This is a genomic window from Paraburkholderia sp. WC7.3g (assembly GCF_050436345.1).
GTDB lineage: Bacteria > Pseudomonadota > Gammaproteobacteria > Burkholderiales > Burkholderiaceae > Paraburkholderia > Paraburkholderia podalyriae.
This window is the reverse complement of record NZ_JBNDMA010000004.1, coordinates 1,608,329-1,623,274: the sequence shown is the minus strand read 5'-3', so window position 1 is coordinate 1,623,274 and position 14,946 is coordinate 1,608,329. Positions and strand designations below refer to the sequence as shown.

16 protein-coding genes are annotated in these 14,946 nt (G+C 62.2%); 13 read left to right on the top strand and 3 right to left on the bottom strand.

Features of this window, described 5'->3' with window-relative positions; genetic code table 11:
* The first annotated feature begins 10 nt into the window (after positions 1-10).
* The 13 genes from OKW43_RS41035 to gabD all read left to right on the top strand — a co-directional run bounded on the left by OKW43_RS41035 (position 11) and on the right by gabD (position 11,914).
* The gene (locus OKW43_RS41035; protein WP_429454534.1) at positions 11-904 is read left to right on the top strand and encodes a fumarylacetoacetate hydrolase family protein; all 894 of its coding nucleotides are present in this window, start codon (positions 11-13) and stop codon (positions 902-904) included.
* Between the two features lie 28 nt (positions 905-932).
* A complete protein-coding gene (locus OKW43_RS41030) occupies positions 933-1,628 on the top strand; it encodes a hypothetical protein (protein WP_429454532.1) in 696 nt (231 codons plus the stop codon).
* A gap of 130 nt (positions 1,629-1,758) precedes the next feature.
* Positions 1,759-2,034: an SAF domain-containing protein gene (locus tag OKW43_RS41025; RefSeq protein ID WP_429454772.1), complete on the top strand. Its 276-nt coding sequence runs from the start codon at positions 1,759-1,761 to the stop codon at positions 2,032-2,034.
* Between the two features lie 428 nt (positions 2,035-2,462).
* Complete coding sequence (locus OKW43_RS41020; protein WP_429454771.1) at positions 2,463-3,149, top strand: GntR family transcriptional regulator; 687 nt, start codon at positions 2,463-2,465, stop codon at positions 3,147-3,149.
* A gap of 317 nt (positions 3,150-3,466) precedes the next feature.
* Positions 3,467-4,360: an alpha/beta fold hydrolase gene (locus tag OKW43_RS41015; protein ID WP_429454530.1), complete on the top strand. Its 894-nt coding sequence runs from the start codon at positions 3,467-3,469 to the stop codon at positions 4,358-4,360.
* Positions 4,353-5,309: a flavin reductase gene (locus OKW43_RS41010; protein ID WP_429454528.1), complete on the top strand. Its 957-nt coding sequence runs from the start codon at positions 4,353-4,355 to the stop codon at positions 5,307-5,309. Before OKW43_RS41015 ends, OKW43_RS41010 begins: the two co-directional genes overlap by 8 nt.
* A gap of 238 nt (positions 5,310-5,547) precedes the next feature.
* Positions 5,548-6,579 (top strand): ABC transporter substrate-binding protein, encoded by a 1,032-nt coding sequence (locus tag OKW43_RS41005; protein ID WP_429454526.1) that lies wholly within the window; start codon positions 5,548-5,550, stop codon positions 6,577-6,579.
* 80 nt (positions 6,580-6,659) lie between these two features.
* The gene (locus tag OKW43_RS41000; protein WP_429454524.1) at positions 6,660-7,544 is read left to right on the top strand and encodes an ABC transporter permease; all 885 of its coding nucleotides are present in this window, start codon (positions 6,660-6,662) and stop codon (positions 7,542-7,544) included.
* 1 nt (position 7,545) lies between these two features.
* Positions 7,546-8,340: an ABC transporter permease gene (locus OKW43_RS40995; RefSeq protein ID WP_187638191.1), complete on the top strand. Its 795-nt coding sequence runs from the start codon at positions 7,546-7,548 to the stop codon at positions 8,338-8,340.
* A gap of 25 nt (positions 8,341-8,365) precedes the next feature.
* Positions 8,366-9,454 carry an ABC transporter ATP-binding protein gene (locus tag OKW43_RS40990; protein WP_187638192.1) on the top strand — a complete coding sequence of 363 codons (1,089 nt, stop codon included), beginning with the start codon at positions 8,366-8,368 and terminating at the stop codon, positions 9,452-9,454.
* 12 nt (positions 9,455-9,466) lie between these two features.
* Positions 9,467-10,174 (top strand): GntR family transcriptional regulator, encoded by a 708-nt coding sequence (locus OKW43_RS40985; protein WP_429454521.1) that lies wholly within the window; start codon positions 9,467-9,469, stop codon positions 10,172-10,174.
* 13 nt (positions 10,175-10,187) lie between these two features.
* A complete protein-coding gene (locus OKW43_RS40980; RefSeq protein ID WP_429454519.1) occupies positions 10,188-10,340 on the top strand; it encodes a hypothetical protein in 153 nt (50 codons plus the stop codon).
* A 113-nt stretch (positions 10,341-10,453) separates the two neighbouring features.
* A complete protein-coding gene (gene gabD / locus OKW43_RS40975) occupies positions 10,454-11,914 on the top strand; it encodes an NADP-dependent succinate-semialdehyde dehydrogenase (protein ID WP_429454517.1) in 1,461 nt (486 codons plus the stop codon).
* A 102-nt stretch (positions 11,915-12,016) separates the two neighbouring features.
* Here gabD and OKW43_RS40970 read toward each other — a convergent pair whose 3' ends face one another.
* From OKW43_RS40970 to OKW43_RS40960, 3 genes are all read right to left on the bottom strand, one after another.
* Positions 12,017-12,196, bottom strand: coding sequence for a hypothetical protein (locus OKW43_RS40970; RefSeq protein WP_429454515.1), 180 nt, complete (start codon positions 12,194-12,196; stop codon positions 12,017-12,019).
* 230 nt (positions 12,197-12,426) lie between these two features.
* On the bottom strand, positions 12,427-13,896 hold the full coding sequence (locus tag OKW43_RS40965) for an aldehyde dehydrogenase (RefSeq protein WP_429454513.1): 1,470 nt from the start codon (positions 13,894-13,896) through the stop codon (positions 12,427-12,429).
* A gap of 12 nt (positions 13,897-13,908) precedes the next feature.
* Positions 13,909-14,946, bottom strand: coding sequence for an LLM class flavin-dependent oxidoreductase (locus OKW43_RS40960; protein WP_429454511.1), 1,038 nt, complete (start codon positions 14,944-14,946; stop codon positions 13,909-13,911).

The following is a 14,946-nucleotide window of genomic DNA, read 5'->3' as shown; positions in this document are numbered from 1 at the left end:
GAGCATCTAAATGCGTTTCGTCCGTTTCGGCCAGCCTGGTCAGGAGCATCCCGGTGTCATCGATTCGAGCGGCGCGATCCGCGATCTGACGGGCATCGTCGACGACATCGATGGAACGACTGTTTCGCCAGCGGCCCTTGCAAAGCTGGGCGAACTCGATCTGAATCAGCTGCCCATCGTGGAAGCGGGCACGCGCCTCGGCGCCTGTATCGGCAATGTTCGTAACCTCGTGTGCATTGGTTTGAACTACTCCGATCATGCCGCTGAAACCGATACGCCGATCCCGCGGGAACCCGTCGTGTTCAACAAGCATACGGGTTCGATCAGCGGTCCGAACGATCCGGTCATCCTGCCGGCAGACGCGCAAAAGCTGGATTGGGAGGTGGAACTGGGCGTGGTAATCGGCAAACCCGCCTGGCAGATCGATGAAGCCACCGCGCTCGATCATGTGGCGGGTTACTGCCTTGCCAATGACGTTTCCGAACGCGCATATCAGCTCGAACGCGAGGGTCAGTGGACCAAGGGCAAAAGCGGCTTCTCTTTTGCCCCGCTCGGCCCGTGGCTCGTGACGCGTGATGAAGTGCCCGACCCGCAAGTGCTCGACCTGTGGCTCGACGTCAACGGCACGCGTCGTCAGAGGGGCAACACACGCACGATGATCTTCAACGTCGCGCATATCGTGGCGTATCTCAGCCGCTTCATGCCACTGATGGCTGGCGACGTCATCATTACCGGGACGCCTCCCGGTGTCGGCCTCGGTCAGAAGCCGCCCATCTTTCTGAAAGCGGGCGACACCATGACCCTGGGCGGCAGCGGACTCGGCGAGCAGAGCCAGAAGGTCGTGCCGTACGCGGATTCGCTTGGCGCGGCATGGGGCCGCGGCGAATATCCGTTGGCACGATAAAACGATTCGATCTATAGAAGGAGGAGATATGAGCCTTGCTGGAACGGGCGTGGTCGCAATCTGGCATGACCTGCTGCCGGAAGCGAAGGATGAATTCTACGAGTGGCACAACCGCGAGCACATGCCGGAACGCGCCGGGATTCCTGGGTTCAGGCGCGGCCGGCGCTATATTGCGCTGGATGCGGGCCCCGAGTACTTCAATCTGTACGAAGCCGACACCGTGGAGGTGCTCGGCGCGCAGGACTACCTGCTTCGGCTCAATTCACCGACGCCATGGACGAAGCAGGTCGTCGCCTCGTTTCGCAGCGTGGCCCGCTCGATCTGCCATGTGGCGTATTCGGAAGGTGTTGGGCAGGGAGTCAATCTCATGACGGTGCGCTTCGATGTGCCTTCGGCGGCGCGGGCCGATGTCGTGAAGGGATTGCGTCAGCAGGTCTTGCCGCCGCTCGCCGACCGGCCGGGCATCACGGGCGTGCACCTGTGTCTGGCCGACGAGGCCGTCAGCAAGGTGGAAACTGCCGAGAAGAAGGCGCGTTCGGAAGGCACCGAGGTGCCGACATGGATCGTGATGATCGAAGGATGCCGCGCCGACTATGTCCGCACAGCAGTGGACGCTTTCATTGCCGGACTCGCTGCTTTGCCCGGGGCCGCTGCGGTTGCGCCGGACGCCACGCTCTATCAACTCGAGTACACGCGCTGCAAGACGCCGTGGAGCGCTGGCTGAAACGTTGTTTGAACACGGCTGCAACCCGCGTCACGCGACACCGCGCAGCCGGCCCTGAAACTGTCGTCACGCATTGAGGAACGAAGGAATAGTTCCATGTCGTCCCCTGTTCATCGGTCAGGGTCAGGCGGTGCACCGCCATGGCCAGATCATCGGCTTTGCGAGTCAGCCGATCCGCGCGGGGCAGCACGTTCATACGCATAATCTTGCGATGGGCGAATTCGCCCGTGACTACGCATTCAGTCAGGGCGTATGTGCCACTGTCCCGTCAACTGAATCGGCGACGTTTCGCGGCATTGTGCGTGAAGACGGCCGTGTGGCAACGCGCAGAATTCGTGCCTTGGCAAATCAGCGCAATCATGTGAGCCGCTGTTGTCCGGCACAAGCAGAGCGTGCACCGCACTGATGCTCAGCAATAACCGATACCAGGTTGGAGAAAGGTAGCCGCCAAGCTGGGCAGGCTTGAACATGTTGCGCACGAGCGATGGCGCACGTGCTCTGCTGGCTGATTCCTGTTCCAGGCGATCTAATGACTCGATTTCCGTTTTCGTGAATACCGCTTCGGGGCGGGGCCTGTGGAACTGCGCGGCTGATCATCGTGAGCCAGAAGATGCGCCAGCTCAGGATACAGAGGACGGAGTCTGCGGAGTCGAGTGCAGCTTCGCTCCGGAGGAGACATGTTTAACGCTCATGGCTGCACTTCGCATACCGGCAATGTGCGATCCGCGCTCCTTACTGCATCTAATCCCTTCCTTTATGGTGGATAATATGGCATTCCACGCTCCCGATCAGGCCATGGTGTGGCCCGAGCTTTCTCTGTCCACTTTTCTACTTATGTCAGATCTTAAAGTTGTCCGCGAAACCAAAACGCTTCGTGAACTGACGCTGGACAAGCTGCGCGACGCAATTGTGCAGGGGTATTTCCAGCCGGGCGCACGCCTCGTCGAACGCACGCTGTGCGATGAGTTGGGGGTCAGCCGCACGATTGTGCGCGAGGTATTGCGACACCTCGAGACCGAGGGGCTCGTGGATGTCATCGCGCGCCAAGGGCCGGTCGTCGCGCAACTGAATGCCGGCCAGGTTAGCGAAATCTACGAACTGCGCGGGCTACTGGAGGCGAATGCCGCACGCGCGTGTGCCGAGCAGTCCACACCCGAACTCGTGAGGCGACTGCGGGAGATCCGCAAACAGATCGAAGCGGCGTTCCAGGTCAAAGACTTGCCAGCGGTGCTCGCCTACACGGAACACTTCTACGAGGCGTTGTTCGAGGGCGCGCAACGGACCGTCTCCCTAGCCGTGGTCAAGACGCTCAATGCGCGGATCAATCGATTGCGCGCACTCACGATAGCCACGCCGGGACGCAGTCAGGAGTCGAATCGCGAGATGAACATGTTGCTTGATGCCATCGAACAGCGCGACGGCGATGCCGCGTTTTCCGCCTCGATCGCGCATATCCGGCGCACGGCGGAGCTTGCGCTTGCGGCGCTTGCTCAACGAAGCGAAGGAGTGGGCGAAGCTTGACGCGAACGGCCTGACGGTTCTCCACCGCTTGTCTGCGGCCGCGGTTCCGCGGCGCGCTCCACGCGCTCCTTCCGAGCGCCAGACCACTCCCACTGCACTCCCCATAACGCGCCGTTCGCTCGCGGCGTTGTCTTCGCTCGACCCCGGCCGCGAGGCGCTCCTGGTTTTTCAGCGCGAGGCTCCGATCGGCAACTGCGTGCCCTCGGCAACGTCCATGCCAGCCACTTCCCCCTCCTAACTTATGGTATTCCATAATATTTTGACGCGGAGAGTTTGCTGTAGTATGGCATACCATAATCTTGTGGAGCATGAGCCGAATGAATCCTGACCGGACGCCCAGGCTTGCCGCAGCGCGCGGCGAGATTGCAGGGACGAACTACAGCGTGCATGCGCCGAAGTCGGGCGAAGCGCTGGCAACAGTTGTCCTGATTCACGGCGTGGGGATGAATCAGAGCGTATGGTCGTCGCAGATCGAGCCGTTGACGGCGGCGAACTACGAAGTCGTGGTCTACGACATGCTCGGTCATGGCGCCAGTGCTCTGCCTCCGGCCGAGCCGACGCTCGATGATTACGCCGCCCAGCTCGAACGCCTGCTCGACGGCCTCGACATCGAGCGGGCGCACGTCGCCGGTCATTCGATGGGCGCGCTCGTCGCACTCGAGTTCGCGCTGACTCGTGCGCCGCGTACGCTGAGCGTCGCTGCACTGAACGCGGTCTACGACCGCTCGCCTGCACAACGCAAAGCAGTAATGTCGCGCGCCGCGACGCTCGGCGATACACCGGCCGATACGGGCGCGATTGCGGGCGTCGACGCCACGCTCAAACGCTGGTTCGGTGACCCGGTGCCGGCGCATCTGACGCAGGCGGCGCAAGCGGTGCGCCACCTGCTGCTCTCGGTCGATCCGGTCGGCTATGCGCGGACTTACGGTCTCTTCGCCTGTTCGGACGACGTCCACGTCGGTCGGCTGGCGAGCCTCGCTGTGCCGGCCTTGTTCCTGACCGCCGAGCTAGATCTGAACTCGAGTCCGGACATGTCGCGGGCGATGGCAGAGGCCGCGCCGTTCGGTCGGGCCGAGGTGATCGCGGGTGCGCGTCATATGATGAACGTTAGCCATCCAGAAGAAGTCACCGCACGCCTGCTCGCTTTTTTCGCCGAAGCAGCGCAACGAAACGGGGCAAATGCAACGAACGTGGGGGAAGACCATGTCTGAACCGATCATCGAACAGACTTTCGACACTCTCGAATTTCGCCGCGCACTCGGCGCATTCGTCACCGGCGTGACTGTTGTCACGACGATCCAGCCGGACGGTTCCCCGCGCGGCTTCACGGCCAACTCGTTCGCCTCGGTTTCGCTCGATCCGCCGCTGATCCTCGTGTGCATCGCGAAGAGCGCGTCGAGCCATGCGGTCTTTGCCACCACGAATCACTTCGCGGTCAGCGTGCTGGCGGGGGAGCAGAAGGCCGTGTCGGGCGTCTTCGCGTCGAAGTCGGTCGACAAATTCGCGCAGGTCTCATGGCGCGTCCGCGCAACGGGCGCGCCGGTCATGGAGGGCGCGGCGGCGACGTTCGATTGCAGGACGCACGACGTCGTGGATGCCGGCGATCACATCATTCTGATCGGGCGCGTGGTGGACTTCGTGCATACGAATTCGTCGCCGTTGGGTTACTGCCGTGGCGCGTACGTGAACTTCAGTCTCTCGCAGGACGCGCTCGCGGCAACCGGCGCGCGCGCCCAGGTGGGCGCAATTCTCGAACATCGCGACGGCCTGGTGCTGCTTGAAACGAAAAACGGTTTGCAGTTGCCGGCCGGCGTCAAGCTCGAACCCGAAAGTGATGCGGGGAGCCTGCGCGGCGTGCTGGCGAAGCTCGGTCTCACCGCGCATCTCGATTTCATTTTTGCCGTTTTCGAATCGGGTAGCGGTCCGTCGGCGAGCGTCCACGTCTATTACCGGGGACGCGTGAGCAGCAGCCTTGCGGCCATGATGGACAGCGCGATCCACATCGTCCCGCTGCCACGGATTCCATGGAGCGAACTGCGCGACGACGCCGTGCGCTCGATGCTGCAGCGCTATGTGCGCGAGCGCAGCGAAGACGCCTTCGGCATCTACGTCGGCGACACGGAGGCAGGACAAGTCCAGACGCTCGCGGCAGCACATTGAAATGCCCGGTGTCGCGCGGCTGCCGCCGTCATCCGGATACGTTTTTCGACGACCGGCTTGTCGTGGGTTAATCCACCAAAAAGGTCCATCAATCTAGCATCGTAGTGGGGAGACAGAGGAAAAGATGGAAATCAGCAACATGAAGCCAGCGCGGTCTTCGCCGTTGGCCGCAGACAATACCGATTCGACGACCACGCATTCAAATTAGCGCGACCAAACCGACTTGAAGGATATCGATATGACCCGCACCCGCAGTCTGATGATTTCTCCGCTGTTCGCGCTGTGCGCGGCGGCGTTCATGGCGACGCCGGCGCTTGCCGCAGATCCCATCGTGTTCACGAGTTGGGGCGGCACGACGCAATCGTCGCAGCAAAAGGACTGGGCGCAGCCTTTCACCCAGGCGAGCGGCGTCAACGTGCTGATGGATGGCCCGACCGACTACGGCAAGCTCAAGGCGATGGTGGACAGCGGCAATGTTAGCTGGGACGTCGTCGACGTCGAGGGCGACTTTGCCTATGCCGCGCAAAAGGCAGGGCTGATCGAGCCTATCGACTACACCGTGGTCAAGAAGGGCGAGCTCGATCCACGCTTCTCGAGCGCCGATGCGGTGGGCAGCTTCTATTACTCGTTCGTACTCGGCTATAACAAATCGAGCTACAAGGGCGCGCAGCCGCAGACGTGGGCCGATCTGTTCGACACGAAGAAGTTTCCCGGCAAACGAACGTTCTACAAGTGGTCCGCACCCGGCGTGCTCGAAATTGCGTTGCTTGCCGACGGTGTGCAGCCGGACAAACTCTATCCCCTCGACCTCGACCGCGCATTCAAAAAGCTCGACTCGATCAAGAGCGACATCGTCTGGTGGAGCGGCGGCGCACAGTCGCAGCAACTGCTTGCATCGGGAGAGGCGCCCGTCGGCGTGTTCTGGAACGGCCGTCTGCATGCGCTCGAACAGACGGGCGTGCCGGTCGGCGTTTCGTGGAACCAGAATCTGACTGCTGCGGACATGCTCGTGATCCCGAAGGGCGCGAAGCACAAGGCCGAGGCGATGAAGTTCCTCGCCGTCGCGACGAGTCCGCAGGCGCAGGCGAAGTTCGCGCAGGATACGGGCTACGCGCCGATCAACGTGAAGTCGGCGGCGCTGATGCCTGCTGCAGTCGCGAAGACGATGCCGGACCAGTACAAGACCTCGCAGATCGACCTGGACATGAAGTACTGGGCAGACAATCGCGACGCGATCGCGAAGCGCTGGTACGCGTGGCAATCGAAATAAGCGTCAGCGAAAGAGGCGTGCCCCGAAGCGGCGGTCAGGCAGAAGGCGCATAGCAGCAACTGGAGAATGCAGGAGATACCATGCCCAATGTTCTGAGTACCACGGCCCATCCGCCGGCAACACCCTCGCGTCGGCGTCGCGACTGGCGCAACATCCGCCTGTTGATACCGGGGCTCGTGCTGCTCGTGATTTTCTTCATGCTGCCGGTACTTTCGCTCCTGCTGCGCAGCGTGCTGGAGCCGACACCGGGGCTGCACAACTACGAGCAGCTTCTCGGCTCGTCCACCTACCTGCGCGTGTTCGGCAACACGTTCCTGGTCGCGACCGTCGTGACCGTGGTGACGGTGGCGATCGGTTTCCCGACCGCATGGCTGCTCGCGATTGCGCCGCGCAGACTGAGTTCGCTGCTGTTTTCGATCATGCTGCTTTCGATGTGGACCAACCTGCTGGCGCGCACGTTTGCCTGGATGGTTCTGCTTCAGTCGACGGGCCCGATCAACCGCATGTTAATGGCGATCGGCCTCATCCACGAGCCGCTGCCGCTCGTGAACAACCTGATCGGTGTGACGATCGGCATGACGTACATCATGCTGCCATTTCTCGTCATGCCGCTGCACGCGACGCTGCGCAGCATCGACCCCTCGACACTGCGCGCCGCGGCGGTCTGCGGCGCGAGTCGCTGGCAAGCCTTCTGGCGCGTTCTTGTTCCACTTGCGATGCCGGGCATCGCATCGGGCGCATTGATGGTATTTGTCATGGCCCTCGGCTACTTCGTGACCCCAGCATTGCTCGGCGGCGCGCAATACATGATGCTCGCCGAACTGGTGGCCCAGCTCGTGCAGGAGTTGCTGAACTGGGGTCTCGCCGGTGCCGCGGCCTTCGTGCTGCTCGCCGTGACGCTCTCGCTCTACGCGCTTCAACTGCGGTTCACAGGCGGCGCGCGCGCCACTGCTGGAGGCCTTTGACATGTTGCTCGATTTCGACCGTTTAGGTGCGTTGCGCTGGGCGCTGCTTGCAATCGGCTCTGCCGTCACACTCTTTCTTTTGCTGCCCATCGTGTTCATCGTCGCCTTGTCGTTCGGCGATTCGCAGTGGCTGATCTTTCCGCCGCCGGGCTGGACGCTGGAGTGGTACCGCCAGCTTTTCACCGACCCGGGATGGCTCGACTCGCTGCTCACGAGCGCCAAACTCGCGGTGATCGTGACAGTGCTGTCCGTGCTGATCGGCTTTCTCGCATCGCTTGCGCTCGTGCGCGGCAAGTTTCGCGGACGCAACGCGGTGAAGGCGTTTTTTCTGACGCCGATGGTGCTGCCCGTGGTGGTGCTGGCTGTGGCGCTCTATGCGTTCTTTCTGCGCATCGGCCTGACCGGCACGATGACCGGCTTCGTGATCGGCCATCTGATCATTGCGCTGCCGTTTTCGATCATTTCAATCAGCAACTCGCTGTTGAGCTTCGATACCGCACTGGAAGACGCCGCGTTGATCTGCGGTGCATCGCCGCTCGAAGTGAAGCTGCGCGTGACATTGCCCGCGATCCGGCTTGGCCTGTTCGCCGCGGCGATCTTCGCGTTCCTTGCGTCGTGGGACGAGGTGGTGGTGTCGATCTTCATGTCGAGTCCGACCTTGCAGACGCTGCCCGTGCGCATCTGGGCGACGCTGCGGCAGGATCTGACTCCCGTCGTCGCGGCAGCATCCTCGCTGCTCGTCGGACTGACGACCGTTTTGATGTTGGCGGGCGCAGTGCTGCGCCGCGCCCGATAACGCCCGAACAATGAGGTGATTAGCCATGACTTCCGCATTCCTGCAAATCCAGCGCCTGCGTAAGACCTACGACGACGTCGTTGCCATCGACCAGGTTTCGCTCGATGTGCGCAAGGGCGAGTTCATGACCTTCCTCGGGCCGTCGGGCTCGGGCAAGAGCACGACGCTCTATATCGTCGCGGGTTTTCAGGAGCCGACTGAGGGTCGCGTGCTGCTCGACGGCAAACCGCTGCTGTCGGTCGCGCCCAATAAACGCAACATTGGCATGGTGTTTCAGCGCTACACGCTGTTTCCGCATCTCACCGTCGGGCAAAACGTGGCTTTCCCCTTGCGGGTGCGCCGCCGCCCCGAGGCGCAGATCAAGAAGAAGGTCGAGCAGATGCTCGCGCTGCTTCATCTCGCGGAGTTCCGCGATCGCATGCCGGGCCAGCTCTCGGGCGGCCAGCAACAGCGGGTGGCGATTGCGCGCGCGCTGGCGTACGACCCGCCTGTGCTGCTGATGGACGAACCGTTGTCCGCGCTCGACAAGAAGCTTCGCGAGGAAATCCAGCTCGAACTGCGCCGCATCCACCAGGAGACCGGCGTGACGATTCTCTACGTGACGCACGACCAGGAAGAGGCGTTGCGTCTCTCGGATCGTATCGCTGTGTTCAACAAGGGCTGCATCGAACAATGCGGAACCGGCGAAGAGCTCTATGAAAATCCGGCTTCGCGCTTCGTCGCCAACTTCATTGGCAATTCGAACTTCCTGCCTGTTCGTATCACCGCGCGCGACGCGGCGCAATCGAGCGCTGTCTTCCCGAGCGGCCATGCAATCGCGGCCGTCGGCGATGCCGCGCTTTCCGTGGGCGGCGACGGCACGCTGATGGTTCGCCCCGAGCAGATCCGCATTCGCGCTGCCGGGACGGCGAAAAACACGGCGGGCTTGCCAGTGACCGTGCGAGACATCACCTATCTCGGCGACGCCATGCACTACTCGGTGACGACGCCGTGGGCACAGGACATGTCAGTGCGGATGCCTGCGGGAGATCATCGGGACAGCGGGATCGTCATCGGCACGCAGGCCTGGATCGACTGGGATGCGCGCGACACGAGGCTGTTCGCGCAGGCTTGATCGGATACAGCAATGCACGAACCGATCTCGTCCCTGAAAGTCGAGCGCCGAACGACCACGCTCAGAGCGCTTGCGCTCGAGAAAATGCGTAGCGCCATCCTGGACGCGCGTTTTCAGCCAGGCGCCCGGCTGGTCGAGCGGACCTTGTGTGAAGAACTGGGCGTGAGCCGCACGGTGGTGCGCGAAGTGCTGCGCCATCTGGAGACGGAGGGGCTCGTCGATACCCTGCCGAATCAGGGGCCCATCGTTGCCGTGCTCGATCTGAAGACCGCAACGGAGATTTACGAAATTCGCGGCCTGCTGGAGGGCGAAGCGGCGTCCGCCTGTGCGCGGCTTGCCGACGCACGCACCGTCGACGATCTGGACGCACTGATCGACAGCATTCAGCTCGCTTTCGATGACCGGGACTATCGCGCAGTGCTGGCGTTCACGACGGCGTTTTACGAGCGCATGTTCACCGCGGGCCACAAACATGTCGCGTGGGAAATCGTCCAGTCGCTGACGGCAAGAATCAACCGTCTGCGAGCGTTGACCATCGCGTCCGACGATCGCGGCAGCCAGGCGGTTCTGGAAATGCGTCAGATCCTGGCCGCGATACGCGCGGGGGACGCGGTCGCCGCGCACAGCGCCGCCGTCAAGCACGTCAGCGGGGTGGCGGAAATCGCCAGGAAGCTGTTGGTTGAAGGGCAGGGGCTCTTGCTCCTGAAACGCGCGGGGTAATCTTCGGGCTGCCTTGTCAAGGCGCACCTCGCTATACGCGATGGGCGTCTGGCAAAAGGCAGCGTGCGCGGCGTCGAATGCCGACATCTTCGATGGCGCGGTGGGATCGGCGTCGTCGAACAATCATCAGACCGCGGTGCGTATCGGTATGTATCACCAGTTCTGACAGCAGCGTGCTCCGTCCTGGCGCGGAGCACGGTTTCGACCCTGCTTGATATCGCGCGCCCGGACCAGCACTGGGGTGCGCGACCCTTTTTCGCAACCCCTTTAGGAATGACCATGGAATTGGGAACCCAGTTGAAGGACCCGCTGCTGTTTCGACAACAGGCTTACGTCAGCGGCGAATGGCAAAGCGCCGAGAGCGCAGAAACATTCGAGGTTCGCGATCCCGCAACGGGCGCGATCGTCGGCAACGTTCCTTTGATGGGCGCGAGCGAAACACGTCAGGCGATCGACGCAGCGAACGCGGCCTGGCCCGCGTGGCGCAAAAAGACCGCGAAAGAACGCGGCGCTATTCTGCGCAAATGGCACGATCTGATGATGGAGAACGCCGATGATCTTGCACTGATCCTGTCGACGGAGCAGGGCAAGTCGCTTGCGGAAGCGAAGGGTGAAATCGGCTATGCCGCGTCGTTCTTCGAATGGTTTGCGGAAGAAGGCAAGCGCGTGTACGGAGACACGATTCCGACGCCGTCGAGCGACAAGCGCATCGTCGTGGTGAAGGAACCGGTGGGTGTGTGCGCCGCGATCACGCCGTGGAATTTCCCGGCCGCGATGATTACCCGCAAGGTTGGACCCGCGCTCGCCGCCGGTTGCACCATCGTCGTCAAACCCGCTGAAGCGACGCCGTTCTCGGCGCTGGCGCTGGCCGTGCTGGCCCAGCGTGCAGGCGTGCCGTCCGGTGTGTTCAGCGTGGTGACGGGCGACCCGAAGGCGATTGGTGCGGAACTGACGTCGAATCCCGTCGTGCGCAAGCTCTCGTTCACGGGATCGACGCCGGTGGGCCGCCTGTTGATGAGCCAGTGCGCGCAGACGGTCAAGAAAGTGTCGCTCGAACTCGGCGGCAACGCGCCGTTCATCGTGTTCGAAGATGCCGACGTCGATGCGGCCGTCCAGGGTGCCATCGCATCGAAGTACCGCAACAGCGGGCAGACGTGCGTGTGCACGAACCGCTTCTATGTGCACGACACCGTGTACGACCAGTTCGCGGAAAAGCTCGCCGCAGCGGTCAGCCGCCTGAAGGTCGGACGCGGCACCGAACCCGATGTCGCGCAAGGCCCGCTCATCAACGAGGCGGCGGTGCAGAAAGTTGAAGCCCATATCGCGGATGCACTCGCGAAGGGCGCGTCCGTTGTCACGGGCGGCAAGCGTCATGCGCTCGGCCACGGCTTCTTCGAACCGACGGTGCTCCGGGACGTCACCCCGGCGATGCAAGTCGCGAAAGACGAGACCTTCGGCCCACTCGCGCCGCTCTTCAGGTTCAGCAGCGACGACGAGGTGATCCGCTTCGCGAACGACACCGAGTTCGGTCTCGCATCGTACTTCTACAGCCGGGACATCGGCCGCATCTGGAGGGTTGCGGAAGCGTTGGAGTACGGGATGGTCGGAGTGAACACGGGCCTGATTTCGAACGAAGTCGCGCCGTTCGGTGGCGTGAAGCAGTCGGGCATGGGGCGCGAGGGTTCGCACTACGGCATCGACGATTATGTCGTCATCAAATATCTGTGCATGGCGGTTTGACCTGAAAAAAGCGTGGTGCAAAAGGGGACGCTCGAACATGAATACATGGTCATCCAGAAACGATGGAGCGGGCGCGGCCCGTTTGCACGACACTGCGCTCGATCACACCGAACCCGGCGCGGTAAGCATACAGTTGCCGGTGACGATACGCGTCCTCGCGATCCTTCCTCGCCGAAGGTGGAAAATCGCGCCGAAGAATTGCCCGGCGACGATGGCAAGAATGGCGCTTACCAGATCCAGGTAGAAAATCAGCACTGAGGCAGCGCCGGAAATCACGGCCAACGGCGCGACATTCGTGCAGAACTACAAGGTGAAGAGGTCGACCGGTTTGCCGTGCCGGTTTTCCGGGGCAACATACTCGATCGAGTTGCTTTGAACGCTGCTATCGTTCGCCGGGTTTGTCATCATGTCGCCATTTTTATACCGGGCTGCGCCGCACCACGAACGCAATGCGTGTGGCGACAGCGCAGCCTTTACGGCTTTGAATCAATACGGCAGGGGAGCGCGCCCGTCTAGCGCATCACGAACGGGTCGCTGATCGGGTCGTCCGAGGTGCGAAGCCACACGGACTTCGTCGTCGTGTATTCGAGCGCAGCGGCGAAGCCGCCTTCACGGCCATGCCCCGACAGTCCGAAGCCGCCGAACGGCACGAGCGGCGACACCGCCCGATACGTGTTGATCCAGACGATGCCCGATCGAACGCGCTTTGAAACGCGATGGGCACGCGTGAGATTGGTAGTAAAGATGCCGGCTGCAAGACCGTAGGCTGTGCTGTTAGCCTTTTCGATTGCTTCCTGTTCGGTGGCGAACGTATCGACCGAAAGCACCGGCCCGAAGAGTTCCGTCGTAATACTGTCCGCGTTCGCGACACCGGTACAGTCCAGAATCGTGGGCGCGTAGTAGTAGCCGGCGCGCTCGATAGCCTTGCCCCCTGTCAACACTTTGGCGCCCTGGCGCACGGAGCTTGCAACGACCGACTCGATATTACGCAGTTGCCGCTCGGTGCATAGCGGCCCGTATTCCGTTGCCATGTCATTGGGCAAGCCGACGAGAATGCGCGAGACGCGTTCGACCAGCAACGCAAGAAATTCGTCCTTGACGGATGCTTCGATCAACAGACGCGAGCCCGCGACACAGCTCTGACCGCTGGCAGCGAAAATGGCCGCGACCTGTGCATTCACAGCGCTTTGAATGTCGGTGTCAGCGAACACGATGAACGGCGATTTGCCGCCCAGCTCCAGCGAAACCTTGGCGAGGTTATTCGCCGTGTTCGCGACAATATGCTTCGCCGTTTCCGGGCCGCCCGTGAAGGCCACCTTGTCCACCTTCGGATGGCTGCTGAGTACGGCGCCGCATTGCGCGCCAAAGCCGGTGACCACGTTGACCACACCGGGCGGGAAGCCGGCTTCGTGGACCACGCGGGCGAATTCGAGCAACGGACCCGGCGCTTCCTCGGAGGCCTTGAGCACCACTGTGCAGCCGGCGGCCAGCGCCGGTCCGACCTTCACCGCTGACAGGAACAGCTGGCTATTCCACGGAACGATCGCCGCCACCACGCCGACTGGTTGCCGGTCGAGCCAGACCTGCATGTCCGGCTTGTCGACCGGCACGTGGCTGCCTTCGAGCTTGTCGGCGATACCGGCGTAGTAACGGTAGTACTCTGCCACGTAGGCAATCTGGCTGGAGGTTTCGCGGATGATCTTGCCGGTATCGGTGGTTTCAATTTCAGCAAGTCGCGGCGCAGCCTTTTCGAGGAGGTCGGCGAGCCTGTACAGCAGCTTCCCTCTGGCCGACGCCGTGATGCCGGCCCACGCGGGATCGGTCAGCGCGCGGCTGGCGGCGTCCACGGCCCGGTTGACCTCGCCGGTCCTTGCCTCGGGCATCTGTGCCCACACTTCGCCGGTGGCCGGGTTCACGCTTCCGAACGTTGCGGCGCCCGGCTCGAACTGGCCGTCGATATAAAGCTGGAAATGAAAACTCATGGAATCACGCCCTCACTGAAAGGCAGGCATCACGTCGTTGATCATCCGTTCGAGCGACGCCTTCTTGCGCTCGAAGCTCATGCCGGTGTCGATCCAGAAGGAGTACTCGTCGAAGCCGAGCGCTTCGTATGCCTTCAGGCGCGCGGTCACCTCATCGGGCGTACCGATGACGTTGTTCCTGCGCATGGCTTCCGGCGTGTAGAACGGGTGAGCGGCGATCTCTTCCTTGCTCAGCGACTTGATCATGCCACGGCTTACCGGACGCTCGTTCTTGAACCATGCGCCGAAGTAGTTGTAGAAGACGTTCACTTGGTCGGCAGCCAGTTGTGCGTCGTCCTCGCTGCTCGCGACATAGGTGTGGCGCAGCAACATGATCTGCGGGCGAGGCATGTCGCTGAATTTCTCGCATGCCGCGTTGAAATGGCCGGCGAGCTTCTCGACTTCTTCGTCGCCCATATGCAACGGCGTGACCTGGACGTTGCAGCCGTTCGCCACGGCGAACTCGTGGCTGTTCGGGTCGCGGGCGGCTACCCAGAGTGGCGGGTGCGGCTGCTGGAGCGGTAGCGGAGACGACGTTGTTGAAGGGAATTTCCAGAACTCGCCTTCGTGCGCGTAATCGCCTTCCCACAGTTTTTTCACTGCCGGAATGAGTTCACGCATTCTCTGGCCGGCACCCCACGCATCGAGGCCCGGCAGCAGACGTTCGTATTCGAACGAATACGCGCCGCGTGCGATGCCCAACTCCAGACGGCCGTTGGTGATGATGTCGGTCATCGCCGCTTCGCCAGCAAGCTTGATCGGATGCCAGAATGGCGCGATGACCGTGCCGGTGCCCAGCCTGACGTTCTGGGTCTTGTTGGCCAGATCCACGAGGTTGAGGAACGGATTGGGCGCGATCGTGAAGTCCATGCCGTGGTGCTCGCCGGTCCAGACGGCGTGCATGCCGCCCCGGTCCGCGATCTGACAAAGCTCGACCATCTCGTCATAAAGCTGTTTCTGACCGGTCTGGTCGGAGACGCGCTCCATGTGCACGAAAAGTGAAAAACGCAT